Genomic DNA, 15595 nt, shown 5'->3' on the forward strand with positions numbered 1-15595 from the left:
GTTTTCGTTACCACGACGACAATGACCAATCCGGGAGAGTTTAAGTATGTCCGCTGAACACGTTTTGACGATGCTGAACGAGCACGAAGTGAAGTTTGTCGATCTGCGCTTCACCGATACCAAAGGTAAAGAACAGCACGTCACGATTCCGTCTCATCAGGTAAATGCCGAATTCTTCGAAGAAGGCAAAATGTTTGATGGCTCCTCGATTGGTGGCTGGAAAGGTATCAACGAATCTGACATGGTCCTGATGCCGGACGCTTCCACCGCGGTCATTGACCCGTTCTACGAAGAACCGACCCTGATCATCCGCTGCGATATCCTCGAGCCAGGCACCCTGCAGGGCTATGACCGTGACCCGCGCTCCATCGCGAAACGCGCTGAAGAGTACCTGCGCGCTACCGGCATCGCTGACACCGTCCTGTTCGGGCCAGAACCAGAATTCTTCCTGTTCGACGACATCCGTTTCGGCGCCTCTATCTCCGGCTCCCATGTCGCGATCGATGATATCGAAGGTGCGTGGAACTCCTCCACCAAATACGAAGGCGGTAACAAAGGTCACCGTCCGGGCGTGAAAGGGGGTTACTTCCCGGTTCCGCCAGTAGACTCTTCTCAGGATATCCGCTCCACCATGTGTATGATCATGGAAGAGATGGGCCTGGTTGTTGAAGCTCACCACCACGAAGTGGCTACCGCAGGTCAGAACGAAGTGGCAACCCGTTTCAACACCATGACCAAAAAAGCGGACGAAATTCAGATTTACAAATACGTTGTTCACAACGTCGCTCACCGCTTTGGTAAAACCGCGACCTTTATGCCGAAACCAATGTTCGGCGACAACGGCTCCGGCATGCACTGCCATATGTCTCTGGCGAAAAACGGGACTAACCTGTTCTCCGGCGACAAATACGCAGGTCTGTCTGAGCAGGCGCTGTTCTACATCGGCGGCGTAATCAAACACGCTAAAGCCATCAACGCCCTGGCGAACCCGACCACCAACTCCTACAAGCGTCTGGTCCCGGGTTACGAAGCGCCGGTTATGCTGGCTTACTCTGCCCGTAACCGCTCTGCCTCCATCCGTATTCCGGTGGTGACCTCTCCGAAAGCGCGTCGTATCGAAGTGCGCTTCCCGGACCCGGCTGCTAACCCGTACCTGTGCTTTGCGGCGCTGCTGATGGCTGGCCTCGATGGTATCAAGAACAAAATCCATCCGGGCGAAGCAATGGACAAAAACCTGTACGACCTGCCGCCGGAAGAAGCGAAAGAGATCCCGCAGGTTGCCGGTTCTCTGGAAGAAGCCCTGCAGGCCCTGGATGCTGACCGCGAGTTCCTGACGGCTGGCGGCGTATTCACCAATGACGCTATCGATGCTTACATCGCCCTGCGTCTGGAAGAGAACGACCGCGTACGCATGACTCCGCATCCGGTTGAGTTCGAACTGTACTACAGCGTCTAATTTTGCTGTAAATCCAGGGTATGTCGTGTTGTGGCGCGGGATGCCCGGGATATTTTGTTGCCGTGGAAACTTTCAGCCCATCTCAGGATGGGCTTTTTTCTCCACCAACACGCTGATCTCGCGAGCTTTTTACCGATAAAAAGCTATACTGCACTAAATTGGTGCACTCTTTTTCAGGAGACTGTCGAATGGCAACAGGCACACTGCCCGATGCTGGGCAGATCCTCAACTCTCTTATCAACAGTATCTTACTGGTCGATGATGACCTGGCGGTGCACTTTGCCAACCCTGCGGCGCAGCAGTTGCTGGCGCAGAGTTCGCGCAAGCTGTTTGGCACCCCGTTACCTGAGCTGTTGAGCTATTTCTCATTAAATATTGGGCTGATGCAGGAGAGTCTGCAGGCGGGCCAGGGTTTTACCGATAACGAAGTGACGCTGGTTATCGATGGCCGCTCGCATATCCTGTCGCTGACCGCCCAGCGGCTGCCGGAAGGCTTTATTCTGCTGGAAATGGCGCCGATGGATAACCAGCGCCGCCTGAGCCAGGAGCAACTGCAGCACGCGCAGCAGGTCGCCGCCCGCGATCTGGTCCGCGGCCTGGCGCACGAGATTAAAAACCCGTTAGGCGGCCTGCGCGGCGCGGCACAGCTGCTCAGCAAAGCCCTGCCCGACCCGGCGCTAACGGAATATACCAAAGTGATCATCGAGCAGGCCGACCGGCTGAGAAATCTGGTCGATCGCCTGCTCGGCCCACAGCATCCGGGCATGCACGTTACCGAAAGCATCCACAAGGTCGCCGAACGGGTAGTGAAACTGGTCTCGATGGAGTTGCCGGACAACGTGAAGTTGATCCGTGATTACGACCCCAGCCTGCCGGAGCTCCCCCACGACCCGGATCAAATTGAACAGGTGTTGCTGAACATCGTCCGTAATGCGCTGCAGGCGCTGGGGCCGGAAGGGGGCGAAATTGTTCTCCGCACCCGGACCGCTTTCCAGCTGACGCTGCACGGGGTGCGTTATCGCCTCGCCGCCCGTATTGACGTCGAAGATAATGGCCCGGGTATTCCGCCCCAGCTCCAGGATACTTTGTTTTATCCGATGGTCAGCGGCCGCGAAGGCGGTACTGGCCTGGGCTTATCTATCGCCCGCAGCCTTATCGATCAGCACTCCGGCAAAATTGAATTCACCAGCTGGCCGGGTCATACCGAATTTTCGGTATACCTGCCTATTCGGAAGTAGAGGTGTTTATGCAACGAGGGATAGCCTGGATCGTTGATGACGATAGCTCCATCCGCTGGGTGCTTGAACGCGCGCTCACCGGAGCCGGCTTGAGCTGCACAACGTTCGAAAGCGGCAATGAGGTGCTAGATGCCCTCACCACCAAAACCCCGGATGTACTGCTGTCAGATATCCGTATGCCGGGAATGGATGGTCTGGCGCTGCTCAAACAGATTAAGCAGCGTCATCCGATGCTTCCGGTCATCATAATGACCGCGCATTCCGATCTGGACGCCGCGGTCAGCGCTTATCAACAAGGCGCGTTTGATTATCTGCCCAAACCTTTTGATATCGATGAAGCCGTCGCCCTCGTCGACCGGGCGATTAGCCACTATCAGGAGCAGCAGCAGCCGCGAAATGCGCCGATAAGCAGCCCCACCGCCGATATCATTGGCGAGGCGCCGGCCATGCAGGATGTCTTTCGCATTATTGGCCGTCTGTCGCGCTCATCCATCAGCGTGCTGATCAATGGCGAATCCGGTACCGGTAAAGAGCTTGTCGCTCATGCCCTGCATCGTCATAGCCCGCGCTCAAAAGCGCCATTTATCGCGCTGAATATGGCGGCGATCCCCAAGGACCTGATCGAATCGGAACTGTTTGGGCATGAAAAAGGGGCCTTTACCGGCGCCAATACCGTCCGTCAGGGTCGCTTTGAACAGGCTGACGGCGGTACGCTGTTCCTGGATGAAATTGGCGATATGCCGCTGGATGTCCAGACTCGCCTGCTGCGCGTTCTGGCGGATGGCCAGTTTTATCGCGTGGGCGGCTACGCGCCGGTGAAGGTCGATGTGCGGATCATCGCCGCCACCCATCAGAATCTGGAGCAGCGGGTGCAGGAGGGGAAATTCCGTGAAGATTTATTCCACCGCCTGAACGTGATCCGGGTGCATTTGCCGCCGCTGCGCGAGCGTCGGGAAGATATTCCACGTCTGGCCCGCCATTTTCTGCAGATTGCCGCCCGCGAGCTAGGTGTTGAAGCCAAACAGCTGCATCCGGAAACGGAGACAGCGCTGACCCGCCTGGCGTGGCCGGGCAACGTTCGCCAGCTGGAAAACACCTGTCGCTGGCTCACCGTCATGGCCGCCGGCCAGGAGGTGCTGACGCAGGATCTGCCGAGCGAACTGTTTGAGACCACCATTCCTGATAGCCCGACGCAGATGCAGCCAGACAGCTGGGCGACACTGTTGGGTCAGTGGGCCGATCGGGCGCTGCGTTCCGGTCATCAAAACTTGCTTTCAGAAGCGCAACCCGAAATGGAACGCACGCTGCTGACGACCGCCCTGCGTCATACTCAGGGACATAAACAGGAGGCTGCGCGCCTGCTGGGATGGGGTCGTAATACCCTGACGCGTAAGCTAAAAGAGTTGGGTATGGAGTAGGGTTAAACGGCGTGATGAAAAATAGCCGATCAGCGCAAAGTGCTGCTATTTTGTACTTTACTGTTCCGATGAGTTGAGTATGATCGTGCCCGGCATTAGGGGAGAGCATCATGTTTGAATCACTGGTGAGTATGATATCGAGCGGCGCCGCTGCGAGTCACACACCACAAACGGCAGTCGCTGCCGTTCTGTGCGCTGCGCTGGTCGGGCTGTTCAGCTAATTGTTCCCCCTCTCCTGCGGGAGAGGGGGAAAACATTAAATCACCCTTGAGAACTGCTGCATCCGAGCCTTTTGCCGCAGATAGGCATCAAAGCACATACAGATGTTGCGGATCAGCAGGCGGCCTTTCGCCGTTACCTGGATAGCCTTACTCTCCACCACCACCAGCCCGTCATGCGCCAGCGGCGCCAGCAGTTTCAGGTCCTCAGCAAAATAAGACTGAAAATCCACGGCCCACTGCGCTTCGACTGCATCAATATCCAGACGGAAGTTACAGATCAACGCCTTAATTACGTCGCGACGCAGACAGTCGTCCCGGGTTAACGCGATCCCGCGCCACAGGGCGTTCCCTTGCTCTGCCACCTGCTGGTAGTACTGCTTTAGCTCTTTTTGGTTCTGGGCGTAGCTGTCGCCAATCATGCTGATCGCGGACACGCCCATCCCCAGCAAATCGGTATCGCCCTGAGTGGTGTAGCCCTGGAAATTGCGATGCAGTACGCCGTGACGTTGCGCGACCGCTAATTCATCATCAGGACGCGCGAAGTGGTCCATGCCGATGAACTGATAGCCTGCCGCCGTCAGCGAGCCGATGGTCTCCTGGAGGATCTCCAGCTTCTGTTCAGCGGAGGGCAGATCGGCATCTTTAATTTTGCGCTGTGCGGCAAAGAGCGTGGGCAGATGCGCGTAGTTAAACACGCTCAGGCGGTCAGGATTGAGCTCGGCGACCTTTTGCAGGGTAAAGGCAAAGCTCTCCGGCGTTTGTTTCGGCAGGCCGTAGATGAGGTCGATATTGGTCGAGGTAAATCCAATCTCCCGCGCATGACGGAGCAAATCAAAGATGAACGCTTCGTCCTGTTCGCGGTTAACCAGACGCTGAACCTCTTTATTAAAGTCCTGCACGCCCATACTCAGGCGGTTGAATCCCTCAGCGCGTAAATGATCGAGGACATCCAGCTCGATTTCACGCGGATCGACCTCGATGGAGATCTCGGCTTCGGCGTTAAAATGAAAATGGGTACGCAACAGATCCATCAGGCGACTGATTTGCGCCTTGTTGAGATAGGTCGGCGTGCCGCCTCCCCAATGCAGTTGCTTAACCTGACGGTTGGCAAACAGCGGCGCACGGTGGATGATCTCCTGTTCAAGGAGATCGAGATACTGATCGGCCTTATGCTGCTGGCGGGTGACGATCTTATTGCAGCCGCAGAAATAACACAGCTTATGGCAAAACGGGATATGCACGTACAGCGACAGGGGACGCTGTGGGTAACGGGCCACAGCGGCATCGAATTCCGCCGCGCCGAATTGTGGTGAAAACTCCAGCGCGGTGGGATACGAGGTATAGCGCGGCCCGGAATAGTTATATTTCTGGATCAGGGCCAGATCCCAGTCGATTATCTGCTCAGACATGCTCACTCCTTCCGATGGTGCCGCCGACGGGTACGCCGTCCCGGCCCCACCGCACCGCGGGTCATGAGCCGGTTGCGCAGCCATTTCTGACGCCGCGACAACCGTCGTAGTTTAACGAATAACCACAGCAGATAACATATAACCAGAAGGGTTATAAGCAGTACCGGGAATCCGATGGGATGCAAATGTTAGTTTCCACCCTTCAGCAGACGCATCATATCTTCCTGACGCTCTTCCTCTTCTTCATCTTCGTCATCGTAAGAGAGGCCGAGCTGCTGCATCAGCTCATCAATGCGATCCAGTTTGGCATCCACCCAGCTCTGCTCTTCAGCATTCAGGGTACCGCCCTCTTCCAGACGTTCCAGCAGCGCGTCCAGGCGCTCATCATTCTCCAGCAACTCCAGCTCAGCCTGCGGTGAAAGCATAGGTTTCTCGCTCTTTGGTTTATGCTGCTTGGGAGCTGGAGCGCTGCTTTCGCTCACGCCCAGCGGGATGGGTTTTTTGCTGCCCACGCGTGGATCTTGCGCCTGGCGCTGTTTTTTACCTGCTGAAGCCGCATCGCCGCCGTTCGCGCGACTACCTGCCGCGTGGCCACGATGTTTCTTCTGCCGTTTGCGATCGCGAGCTTCCTGATTTAACTCTTCACGCGACTTGCGGCCGGATTTGCCACGGGTGGCGGATGTCGGTTTTTTCATGGTGTGTAATCTTCAGACAGTATTATTCAGTATAGAATTGAGGCGGAATCTAGCAGAAAGCAAGCAAAGAAAAAAGGCGACAGATTACTCTGTCGCCTTTTTCCTCACTGACCACCCTTAACGGGCTCTTCTTTCCCTGTTCGCTAACGACTTACCCTGTCTTTCCCTTAGCGTCCAACGGTCCCTGTTTCTTCCTTTTCCCTTTGAAACGTTTCCAAAACGCGCGTCATCCTGACAATCCTGTGGTCTTCGCCTCCTGGCGCTTCCTGACCCCTCGTCCTGAGTCCTCATCCTTTTCAGCATCCCCGCCGTTGTGTATTACTTTACCCTGTTGACAAAAATCGACAACCAGTCTGGCCGTTAAAATTCCACTTTTCAGATTTCTCTATTCTTGTAATCTATTTATTTTCAGTAGGTTATAATTTATTAGTCTTATTTTTCTCAGGCATGTCCTATACGAAGAATAGCCAATGTCTCACAAAGTGCATGGTTTTTACTTACAGAACCGGCGTGCGGTAAAAACAGCCTTTTTCTGCTGTTCAGGTATAATCCCTGCCATAGCCTGTTTTAACGGAGACGACCGTCTTGACCAACTGGAATTATCAACTGACGCACTTTGTCACTAGCGCGCCAGATATCCGCCATCTTCCTGCCGATACCGGTATTGAAGTGGCATTCGCCGGCCGCTCCAATGCGGGAAAATCCAGCGCGCTGAATACGCTGACCAACCAGAAAAGCCTGGCGCGGACCTCCAAAACTCCCGGACGTACACAGCTGATTAACCTGTTCGAAGTCGCCGAAGGCAAACGCCTGGTCGACCTTCCCGGCTACGGTTATGCGCAAGTCCCGGAAGAGATGAAGATCAAGTGGCAGCGCGCGCTGGGAGAATACCTGGAAAAACGCCTGTGCCTGAAGGGCCTGGTGGTCCTGATGGACATTCGCCACCCGCTTAAAGATCTCGATCAGCAGATGATCCAATGGGCGGTAGAAAGCGATATTCAGGTGCTGGTGCTGCTGACCAAAGCCGATAAGCTCGCCAGCGGCGCGCGTAAAGCGCAAGTGAATATGGTGCGTGAAGCGGTGCTGGCCTTCAATGGCGATGTTCAGGTTGAACCCTTCTCTTCGCTGAAAAAATCTGGCGTGGATAAGCTGCGACAGAAGCTGGATAGCTGGTTTAACGAAATCCCGCCGCAGGAAGCAGAGAGCGCCGTAGACGAGTAATCGACACCAACAGCCGGATAAGAGCGTGCCGCGCCTTGTCCGGGTTCCTCTCCAGCGTCAAGCACAAGCGCGTCCTTCTTTTTGCCACTTTTCTTTCGCGCAATAAAAAACGCCCCGGTCATAAATGACCGGGGCGGCTAAAATATTCAGCCAAATCCGATTACGTGAAGTAAAAGGTCTGAAAGATAGAACATCTTACCTCTGTACCCTACGCGAATAACTTTACTCTTCTTTCGCTCACGGATAAAGCATTTTTTGTAGTTTTTTTTCACTATTTACATAGCAAATTCAAATGATCCTCACAAAACTCTATAAGTTATGTTGCTTACTTACAGAAAATCGCGTTGTGCTTTGTATACTTAGTGCGCTTGATCCCAGTTTTCTCCGCTGCCCACTTCCACCAGCAACGGTACCGCCAGCGTAGTGCTGTTCTCCATCAGTTCGTGGATCTTTTTCGATACGGCATCGAGCTCATCCTTATGCACTTCAAAGACCAGTTCATCGTGAACCTGCATGATCATTCGCACGCGAGGTTTCTCGCTCCGCAGCCATTCATCAACGGCAATCATCGCCCGCTTGATGATATCCGCAGCCGTCCCCTGCATTGGGGCGTTAATCGCCGCACGTTCCGCACCGGCACGACGAGCGCCATTGCTGGACTTGATATCCGGCAAATAGAGTCGACGGCCATCCAGCGTTTCAACATACCCTTGCTCCTTCGCCTGTGCGCGGGTGCGCTCCATATACTCCAGGACGCCCGGATAACGCTCGAAATAAAGATCCATGTACTTCTGCGCTTCTTTACGCGGGATGTTCAGCTGGCGGGCCAGGCCAAAGGCGCTCATGCCATAGATCAGACCGAAGTTGATAGCTTTCGCACTGCGCCGCTGTTCGCTGCTGACGCTGTCCAGCGGTAAGCCAAACACTTCAGCCGCCGTCGCCCGGTGAATATCCTTCCCTTCCGCGAAGGCGGTCAGCAGGCCTTTATCCCGCGACAGGTGCGCCATAATGCGCAGCTCGATTTGCGAGTAGTCCGCCGAGACAATAACGTAATCTTCTGGCGCGATAAACGCCTGGCGAATACGGCGCCCTTCTTCGTTACGCACCGGAATGTTTTGCAGGTTTGGATCGGTAGACGACAAACGGCCGGTGGCGGTAACCGCCTGATGATAGGAGGTATGTACGCGGCCCGTTTTGGGATTAATCATCAGCGGCAGCTTATCGGTATAGGTCGACTTCAGCTTCGCCAACCCACGGTACTCCAGAATCACTTTCGGCAACGGATAATCGAGCGCCAGCTCTTCCAACACCTCTTCAGAGGTGGACGGCGCACCGCCCGGCGTCTTCTTCAGCGGCTTGATACCCTGTTTTTCAAACAGGATCGTTTGCAGCTGTTTGGTGGAGGAGAGATTAAACGCTTCCCCGGCGATCTCATGCGCCCTCTGCTCCAGCTCAACCAGGCGCTGGGCTATTTCCTGCGAGTGCGCATGCAGCACGGCGGGGTCGATTTTAACGCCGTTGCGCTCAACGCGTGACAGCACCGGCACCAGCGGCATTTCAATGTGCTGGAAGATATTCAGCGGACCTTCATGCTGCTGCAGCTTCGGCCACATTTTCAAATGCAACTGAAGCGTGACGTCGGCGTCTTCCGCCGCGTAGCGACCCGCCTCTTCCAGCGCAATCTGGTTAAAGGTGAGCTGACTCTTACCCTTACCAGCGATCTCTTCGAAGGTAATCGTTTTATGCTTCAGCCAGCGGTCGGAAAGACTGTCCATATCATGGCGGCCCGCCACGCTGTCGAGAATGTAAGATTCCAGCATGGTATCGAACGCAATCCCGCGCAGCTCAATGTCGTAATTAGCCAAAATGCCGCGATCGTATTTGAGATTTTGCCCAACCTTGAGCAGCTTCTCATCCTCCAGCAGCGGTTTAAGCAGCGCCAGCACGCGCTCGCGCGGGATCTGATCCGGCGCATCAAGGTAATCATGCGCTACCGGGACATAGGCGGCCACGCCCGGCTCAACAGCGAATGAAAGGCCGACCATGTTGGCGGAGATGTTATCCAGGCTGTCGGTTTCCGTATCAAAGGCAAAGAGCGGCGCTTGCTTCAGCTTATCGATCCAGGTGAGCAGCGTAGCCTCATCAAGGATGGTGACATAGTGCTCTGCTGAAAGTGCAGTAGCGGCCTCAACCTCTGCTTCCGCTTCTGCCGCTGCTGCAGGCACTGCAGGTTTCGCAGCCGGTTTGCCCCCCTTAGCCTGCAGCCATTTTCCGGCTTCAACGTCGGTGGTCCAGCGCTTAAACTCATACTGTCTGAACAGCGCCAGCAGATCGTCTGCCGCCGGCGGCTGCACCTCCAGCTCTTCGCAAGTGAGCTCCAGCTCGACGTCGGTTTTGATGGTCGCCAGCTGATAAGAGAGATAAGCCACCTCCTTGTTCTGCTCCAGCTTCGCCGCCATCGTTTTCGCGCCGCGGAAGCTCAGTTCAGCGATCTTCTCCGGTTCCGCATACAGCGTATCGAGGCCGCCGAGGCCTTGCAGCAGCGCCTGGGCGGTCTTTTCGCCCACGCCCGGCACGCCAGGAATGTTATCTGAGGAGTCGCCCATCAGCGCCAGGAAATCAATAATCAGCTCTGGCGGGACGCCGTACTTGGTAACCACCTCATCCGGCCCGAGGATAGTGTTGGTCATGGTATTGATCAGGGTGATCCCCGGCGTCACCAGCTGGGCCATGTCTTTATCGCCGGTACTGATCAGCACCGGACGTCCAGCCCTTTCCGCTTCCCGCGCCAGGGTGCCAATCACATCGTCAGCTTCGACGCCCGGGACCGCCATCAGCGGCAGCCCCATCGCTTTCACCATCTTATGCAACGGCTCAATCTGCGCGCGCAGATCGTCCGGCATCGGCGGGCGGTGAGATTTGTAATGTTCGAACAATTCATCACGGAATGTTTTCCCTTTCGCATCAAAGACCACGACGGCATGAGTCGGTTGATACTGCAGAATCAAACTGCGCAGCATATTCAGTACGCCGTACATAGCCCCGGTGGGCTCCCCTGCGCTGTTAGTCAGCGGCGGAAACGCATGATACGCCCGATAAAGATAGGAGGAGCCGTCAACGAGGATGAGAGGGTTTTCTGGGATCTGAACCATAATTTCCGTGCCTGTTTATCAGATTATGGATAAAGGATGCCACAGACGGGCATGAAATCCTGAATTTTTCCCGCATTTCGCGGAAAAGATTCAACGATCCTCGCGATCGCGCGACAACTTAGCTTGTGGATAACTTTGTGCATAGTTTTACAACGTCAGCTTATCCGCCCCTGAAAATAAATGAATAAATAGCATTAGTTATTATTTATCAATAACTTAAAATAAGATCAACGATCCTGGCATGAATTTGATGACCTAATCTTCCATGTGGATAGAAGATCCTTGTTTTTTTCTGTTCTGGTAAGACCCGTCATTTGCCGCGTTTTCTGGTAAAATCAGCCTCTTGCGCAGCTTAAAGGCGCTCTTTGTCAGCCTAACTTTCTGAATAAACTAACTATGTCGAGATTACTCGCTGCGATAACACTTCCGCTGAGTATCGCCTTAACCATCTTAGTCACCGTTATCTGCTCTGTACCGATCATCGTCGCCGGGCTGATTAAACTACTGGTCCCCATTCCAGCGGTATGGCGCTCTATATCCGTTTTTTGCAATTTTATGATGTACTGCTGGTGCGAGGGGCTGGCGCTGCTGTTGCATCTCAATCCCTGGCTAAAATGGGACGTCCAGGGTCTGGAAGGCCTGAACAAAAAGAACTGGTATCTGCTGATCAGCAACCACCACAGCTGGGCAGATATCGTGGTGCTATGCGTGCTGTTCCGCAAGCATATTCCGATGAATAAGTACTTCCTTAAACAACAGCTGGCGTGGGTACCGTTCATAGGCCTCGCCTGCTGGGCGCTGGATATGCCTTTTATGCGCCGCTATTCGCGCAGCTATCTTATTCGTCACCCGGAACGCCGCGGTAAAGATGTCGAAACCACCCGCCGTTCATGTGAGAAATTCCGCTCGCACCCAACGACAATCGTCAATTTCGTGGAAGGCTCGCGTTTTACCGACGTAAAAAAGCGCGAGACGCGCTCTCCTTACCACAACCTGTTACCGCCGAAAGCGGCGGGTATCGCCATGGCGCTCAATGTTCTCGGCTCGCAGTTCGATAAACTGCTGAACGTTACGCTGTGCTACCCGGAAAATCATGCAAGGCCGTTTTACGACATGCTAAGTGGCCGACTGACGCGCATTGTGGTTCGTATCAATCTGGTACCGATTGGTGAAGAGCTACACGGCGATTACGTCAACGATAAGAACTTTAAGCGTGGTTTCCAGCGCTGGCTAAATGGGCTATGGGAAGAGAAAGACCGTCAGTTAACTGACATCATGCGGGACAAAGCAATGAAGTCACGGCAAAGTAGATAAAAAAAAGCCGGTCAGTGACCGGCGTTTTTTTTATTTCTTCTCAACCAGCTGCTTCACGGTATCCGCATACTGAGCGACGAAGACATCCATATTGCTGGTGTCCATCCCCTGCGGGTTCAGCTGGTACTTACCATTGACGTACATAGCCGGTACCCCCTGCAGCTGCAGATCGGCTGCCGCTTTCTCCTGCTGAGCGACCAGAGATTTCACCACGAAGCTGTTCCATGCGGCATCGTAGTCTTCCCCTTTCACGCCAGCGTCGACGAACACTTTACGAATGTCAGCCAGGCTCTGTACGGTCTGGTTTTTCTGCACCGCTTCGAACATCGGCGCCGTAATTTTATCTTCAACGCCCAGCGCGATGGCCACAGCCCATGCCTGCGTCAGCTCCTTGCCCAGCGGCCCCAGGAACTCGACATGGTATTTGGTCATTTTGGTGCCTTCTGGCAGTTTCTGGCGCACGCTGTCAGAGACATGCAGCACTTCTTCAAACTGATAGCAGTGCGGGCAGTAGAATGAGAAGAATTCGAGCACCTGCGGCTCGCCAGCAACCGGCTTATCAAGGGTGATGTACTGCTTGCCGTCGGTGATCTGGGCAGCGGATGCACTAAAAGCCAGAATCATACCAGCCAGCGCCAGCCAAACTTTTTTCATGATTTACTCTCTCCTGGATATATCACATTAATACATTGGCGTTAACTGAAGCGGGGGTTCCTGTAGAACCTTCACCTGCTCGAGAAAAGTAGACGTCTGCCCTCGCCAGTAATCCTCCCCGGTTAACCAGGGAAAATTAACCGGGAAAGCCGGATCGTCCCAGCGTCTGAGCAACCACGCCAGATAATAAACCAGTCGCATGGCGCGTAAAGGTTCAATAAGCGCGATTTCATCGCTGTTAAAGGGGCTGAATTCCTCATAGGCCTCGACGATGGTCTCCAGCTGCATACGCTGTTCAGCCTTATCGCCGTTGAGCAGCATCCACAGATCCTGAATCGCCGGGCCGGTTCGCGCATCGTCTAAATCGACAAACAGCGGCCCATCGCGCCAGAGGATATTGCCTGCATGACAGTCACCATGCAGGCGCAAAGTAGTCCCGCCACCGTACCATTGCGTCATGACGGCAGCGATGAGTTTATCGGTCGCCTTCAGGAAATCGGCCTTCAGGCCTGAGGGGATAAGCGTCGACTGTTCAAATACCTGGCGTGGTTCCAGCAGATATTCCTGCACGCCAATCTCCGGACGCGCAGAAAAGCGCTGTTTGCGCCCGGTCTGGTGCAGGCGCCCCAGATAACGGCCAACCCACTCCATCTGATCAAGGTTATCCGCCTCGAACTGTCGGCCGCCAAGGCTTGGGAAAACGGCAAAATAAAACCCCTGGTGCTGATGAAGCGTACTGTCGTTAAATAACAGCGGCGCCGCAACGGGCACTTCATCTTCTACAAGCTGAAGCGCAAACTGGTGTTCTTCAAGGATTTGTGCTGCCGACCAGCGCTCAGGACGATAGAACTTCACCACATAACGATGACGCTCTTCGTCCTGGAACTGATAAACGCGGTTCTCATAGCTGTTCAGCGGGGTAAGACCGGAGTCCACCCGCATACCCAGATCGAATAACCCATCGATAATGGTATCCGGGCGAAGCGTCTGAAAAGTAAAAGCCTTATCGTGCATCCTGACATCCGATAATCGTACGAATAGTTCAGGATATCATCTCATTGCGCTTTACGCGGCAGCGCTTACAACCTTTTACTCTTTTATTACGCCGCGGGCGCGCAGCAGCGCGGTTTTAAAGTCTTCTTCATAATCCTTCTGAATACCCGGGATGACAGCATCTTTTGAAGAATCACGCATCTTCAGGTGATAGATCAGAATATCGTCGGAAAGATCGCTCAGTTCGCCATCATAGCCAGCCTCTTTCGCCAGTTTCTGCAAAAATTGCATCAGGTTCAGTTCTGGCTCTTTCTGCCAGGCGGGCTGGAGGAGTTCAATTACTTCATTCAGACGTTTACATTTCATGGTCATGCTCCTTACTCTTGATAGGGACAAATTAACAGGGTCAATCCCACAATGAAAGAGGCGATATTCATATGCAAAGCGAGGCGATAACCGGCGTCGTGCTGGCGGGCGGCAGGGCCACGCGAATGGGCGGCATTGATAAAGGATTACAGTTGCTCAATGGACGTCCTCTCTGGCGACACGTCGCGGAAGCATTAGCTCCGCAGGTAGATGAGTTAGTCATTAGCGCCAATCGTCATCTTGAACAGTGGCGTGCCAGCGGATATCCGGTCTTTCGAGACATACAGGAGGGTTATCAGGGGCCGCTGGCCGGAATGCTTGCTGTGATGCAGCAGGTCGCGAGCCCATGGTTTGTTTTTTGCCCCTGCGACACGCCGTTCATTCCGTCCTTTTTGGTGGAGCGCTTTATCCAGCAGAGAGGGGACGCACCGGTCGTTTGGGCCCATGACGGCGAACGGGATCATCCTGCCGTTGCATTAGTTCATCGTCAAATCATTCCGGAACTGGAGGCTTATCTGGCACATGGAGAGCGCAGGGTGATGGTTTTTATGCGACAAATGGGTGGGCGCCCGGTGAATTTCAGCGATGTGAAAACTGCTTTCATTAATGTAAATACGCTCGAAGATTTGCAGCAGATGCAGGAGCCATCATGATCCCATTACTGGCGATCGCCGCATGGAGCGGTACCGGAAAAACAACATTATTAAAGCGTCTTATCCCTGAGCTTTGCGCTCTAGGATTACGCCCGGGACTGATAAAGCACACCCATCATGATATGGACGTGGATAAGCCGGGCAAAGATAGCTATGAACTGCGTAAGGCGGGCGCTGCGCAAACTATTGTCGCCAGCGAACAGCGGTGGGCATTGATGACCGAGACGCCCGAGAAGCCGGAATTAGATCTCACATGGCTGGTTAGTCGAATGGATGCCAGCAGACTGGATCTGGTTTTGGTCGAGGGTTTCAAGCATGAAGCAGTGCCTAAGATCCTGCTTTTTCGGCAAAACAGCGGCCATTGTGTGGAAGAGTTAACGACTGATGAGCATACGATCGCCGTGGCCAGCGATGTATCGATCGCGACCTCACTTCCGCTGCTGGATTTAAATAATATTCCGCAGATTGCGTCATTTATTGTCGGCTGGTTAGCGAGGCAGTAGCAGGTATTCAGGCGATTTTTTTCCCAAAGGCGGTGCTGCGCCCCCTGGCCGGGCGACCGGGGCGTAGCCCCATGTCGGATCAGTAGCCCCGGTAAGCGCAGCGCCACCGGGGAGGCATACCCTACACAGCAAAAAACCCCGCACCTTTCGGGACGGGGTTCTTGTTAAAACGCAAAAACAAAAAGCTCAGCCTTTCGACTGAGCCTTCTGCTTTATTTGATGCCTGGCAGTTCCCTACTCTCACATGGGGAGACCCCACACTACCATCGGCGCTACGGCGTTTCACTTCTGAGTTCGGCATG

14 protein-coding genes are annotated in these 15595 nt (G+C 54.3%); 8 read left to right on the forward strand and 6 right to left on the reverse strand.

Going from position 1 to position 15595, the window contains the following annotated elements; all coding sequences use genetic code 11:
• Nucleotides 1-46 precede the first annotated feature (46 nt).
• The 4 genes from glnA to ACLH1I_RS22790 all read left to right on the forward strand — a co-directional run bounded on the left by glnA (nucleotide 47) and on the right by ACLH1I_RS22790 (nucleotide 4333).
• Entirely contained in the window at nucleotides 47-1456 is a 1410-nt protein-coding gene (gene glnA / locus ACLH1I_RS22775) for a glutamate--ammonia ligase (protein ID WP_004203622.1), read from the forward strand.
• A gap of 188 nt (nucleotides 1457-1644) precedes the next feature.
• Nucleotides 1645-2694 carry a nitrogen regulation protein NR(II) gene (gene glnL / locus ACLH1I_RS22780; RefSeq protein ID WP_004203621.1) on the forward strand — a complete coding sequence of 350 codons (1050 nt, stop codon included), beginning with the start codon at nucleotides 1645-1647 and terminating at the stop codon, nucleotides 2692-2694.
• An 8-nt stretch (nucleotides 2695-2702) separates the two neighbouring features.
• Nucleotides 2703-4112 carry a nitrogen regulation protein NR(I) gene (gene glnG / locus ACLH1I_RS22785; RefSeq protein WP_002882749.1) on the forward strand — a complete coding sequence of 470 codons (1410 nt, stop codon included), beginning with the start codon at nucleotides 2703-2705 and terminating at the stop codon, nucleotides 4110-4112.
• A 110-nt stretch (nucleotides 4113-4222) separates the two neighbouring features.
• The gene (locus tag ACLH1I_RS22790; protein ID WP_004152951.1) at nucleotides 4223-4333 is read left to right on the forward strand and encodes a YshB family small membrane protein; all 111 of its coding nucleotides are present in this window, start codon (nucleotides 4223-4225) and stop codon (nucleotides 4331-4333) included.
• A gap of 35 nt (nucleotides 4334-4368) precedes the next feature.
• On the opposite strand, the gene hemN is transcribed toward ACLH1I_RS22790, so the two are convergent.
• Both hemN and yihI read right to left on the reverse strand, forming a co-directional pair.
• Entirely contained in the window at nucleotides 4369-5742 is a 1374-nt protein-coding gene (gene hemN, locus ACLH1I_RS22795; protein ID WP_043521875.1) for an oxygen-independent coproporphyrinogen III oxidase, read from the reverse strand.
• Nucleotides 5743-5930: 188 nt separating this feature from the next.
• The gene (yihI, locus tag ACLH1I_RS22800) at nucleotides 5931-6437 is read right to left on the reverse strand and encodes a Der GTPase-activating protein YihI (RefSeq protein ID WP_002882743.1); all 507 of its coding nucleotides are present in this window, start codon (nucleotides 6435-6437) and stop codon (nucleotides 5931-5933) included.
• A gap of 585 nt (nucleotides 6438-7022) precedes the next feature.
• On the opposite strand from yihI, the gene yihA reads away from it, so the two are divergent.
• Nucleotides 7023-7658, forward strand: a complete 636-nt coding sequence (gene yihA, locus ACLH1I_RS22805) for a ribosome biogenesis GTP-binding protein YihA/YsxC (protein WP_004203619.1) — start codon at nucleotides 7023-7025, stop codon at nucleotides 7656-7658.
• Between the two features lie 359 nt (nucleotides 7659-8017).
• On the opposite strand, the gene polA is transcribed toward yihA, so the two are convergent.
• The gene (polA, locus tag ACLH1I_RS22810) at nucleotides 8018-10810 is read right to left on the reverse strand and encodes a DNA polymerase I (protein ID WP_048326151.1); all 2793 of its coding nucleotides are present in this window, start codon (nucleotides 10808-10810) and stop codon (nucleotides 8018-8020) included.
• A 396-nt stretch (nucleotides 10811-11206) separates the two neighbouring features.
• On the opposite strand from polA, the gene ACLH1I_RS22815 reads away from it, so the two are divergent.
• Nucleotides 11207-12124 (forward strand): acyltransferase, encoded by a 918-nt coding sequence (locus tag ACLH1I_RS22815; RefSeq protein ID WP_048326148.1) that lies wholly within the window; start codon nucleotides 11207-11209, stop codon nucleotides 12122-12124.
• Nucleotides 12125-12154: 30 nt separating this feature from the next.
• On the opposite strand, the gene dsbA is transcribed toward ACLH1I_RS22815, so the two are convergent.
• From dsbA to ACLH1I_RS22830, 3 genes are all read right to left on the reverse strand, one after another.
• A complete protein-coding gene (gene dsbA / locus ACLH1I_RS22820; RefSeq protein ID WP_004203613.1) occupies nucleotides 12155-12778 on the reverse strand; it encodes a thiol:disulfide interchange protein DsbA in 624 nt (207 codons plus the stop codon).
• A 27-nt stretch (nucleotides 12779-12805) separates the two neighbouring features.
• Nucleotides 12806-13792 carry a serine/threonine protein kinase gene (locus ACLH1I_RS22825; protein WP_048326146.1) on the reverse strand — a complete coding sequence of 329 codons (987 nt, stop codon included), beginning with the start codon at nucleotides 13790-13792 and terminating at the stop codon, nucleotides 12806-12808.
• Nucleotides 13793-13867: 75 nt separating this feature from the next.
• The gene (locus tag ACLH1I_RS22830) at nucleotides 13868-14137 is read right to left on the reverse strand and encodes a YihD family protein (protein ID WP_002882612.1); all 270 of its coding nucleotides are present in this window, start codon (nucleotides 14135-14137) and stop codon (nucleotides 13868-13870) included.
• A 71-nt stretch (nucleotides 14138-14208) separates the two neighbouring features.
• Between ACLH1I_RS22830 and mobA the strand changes: the two genes are divergently transcribed.
• Nucleotides 14209-14790: a molybdenum cofactor guanylyltransferase MobA gene (gene mobA / locus ACLH1I_RS22835; RefSeq protein ID WP_004203611.1), complete on the forward strand. Its 582-nt coding sequence runs from the start codon at nucleotides 14209-14211 to the stop codon at nucleotides 14788-14790.
• The gene (gene mobB, locus ACLH1I_RS22840; protein ID WP_032455444.1) at nucleotides 14787-15293 is read left to right on the forward strand and encodes a molybdopterin-guanine dinucleotide biosynthesis protein MobB; all 507 of its coding nucleotides are present in this window, start codon (nucleotides 14787-14789) and stop codon (nucleotides 15291-15293) included. The genes mobA and mobB overlap by 4 nt, the downstream gene beginning before the upstream one ends.
• The last annotated feature ends 302 nt before the right edge of the window (nucleotides 15294-15595 follow it).

It is taken from the genome of Klebsiella sp. 1SOBk10mer, assembly GCF_046602535.1.
Taxonomy (GTDB): domain Bacteria; phylum Pseudomonadota; class Gammaproteobacteria; order Enterobacterales; family Enterobacteriaceae; genus Klebsiella; species Klebsiella quasipneumoniae.

Coding starts and splice junctions, on each gene's coding strand:
- glnA (WP_004203622.1), top strand. CDS start 47: ATGTCCGCTGAACACGTTTTGACGATGCTGAACGAGCACGAAGTGAAG.
- glnL (WP_004203621.1), top strand. CDS start 1,645: ATGGCAACAGGCACACTGCCCGATGCTGGGCAGATCCTCAACTCTCTT.
- glnG (WP_002882749.1), top strand. CDS start 2,703: ATGCAACGAGGGATAGCCTGGATCGTTGATGACGATAGCTCCATCCGC.
- ACLH1I_RS22790 (WP_004152951.1), top strand. CDS start 4,223: ATGTTTGAATCACTGGTGAGTATGATATCGAGCGGCGCCGCTGCGAGT.
- hemN (WP_043521875.1), bottom strand. CDS start 5,742: ATGTCTGAGCAGATAATCGACTGGGATCTGGCCCTGATCCAGAAATAT.
- yihI (WP_002882743.1), bottom strand. CDS start 6,437: ATGAAAAAACCGACATCCGCCACCCGTGGCAAATCCGGCCGCAAGTCG.
- polA (WP_048326151.1), bottom strand. CDS start 10,810: ATGGTTCAGATCCCAGAAAACCCTCTCATCCTCGTTGACGGCTCCTCC.
- ACLH1I_RS22815 (WP_048326148.1), top strand. CDS start 11,207: ATGTCGAGATTACTCGCTGCGATAACACTTCCGCTGAGTATCGCCTTA.
- dsbA (WP_004203613.1), bottom strand. CDS start 12,778: ATGAAAAAAGTTTGGCTGGCGCTGGCTGGTATGATTCTGGCTTTTAGT.
- ACLH1I_RS22825 (WP_048326146.1), bottom strand. CDS start 13,792: ATGCACGATAAGGCTTTTACTTTTCAGACGCTTCGCCCGGATACCATT.
- ACLH1I_RS22830 (WP_002882612.1), bottom strand. CDS start 14,137: ATGAAATGTAAACGTCTGAATGAAGTAATTGAACTCCTCCAGCCCGCC.
- mobA (WP_004203611.1), top strand. CDS start 14,209: ATGCAAAGCGAGGCGATAACCGGCGTCGTGCTGGCGGGCGGCAGGGCC.
- mobB (WP_032455444.1), top strand. CDS start 14,787: ATGATCCCATTACTGGCGATCGCCGCATGGAGCGGTACCGGAAAAACA.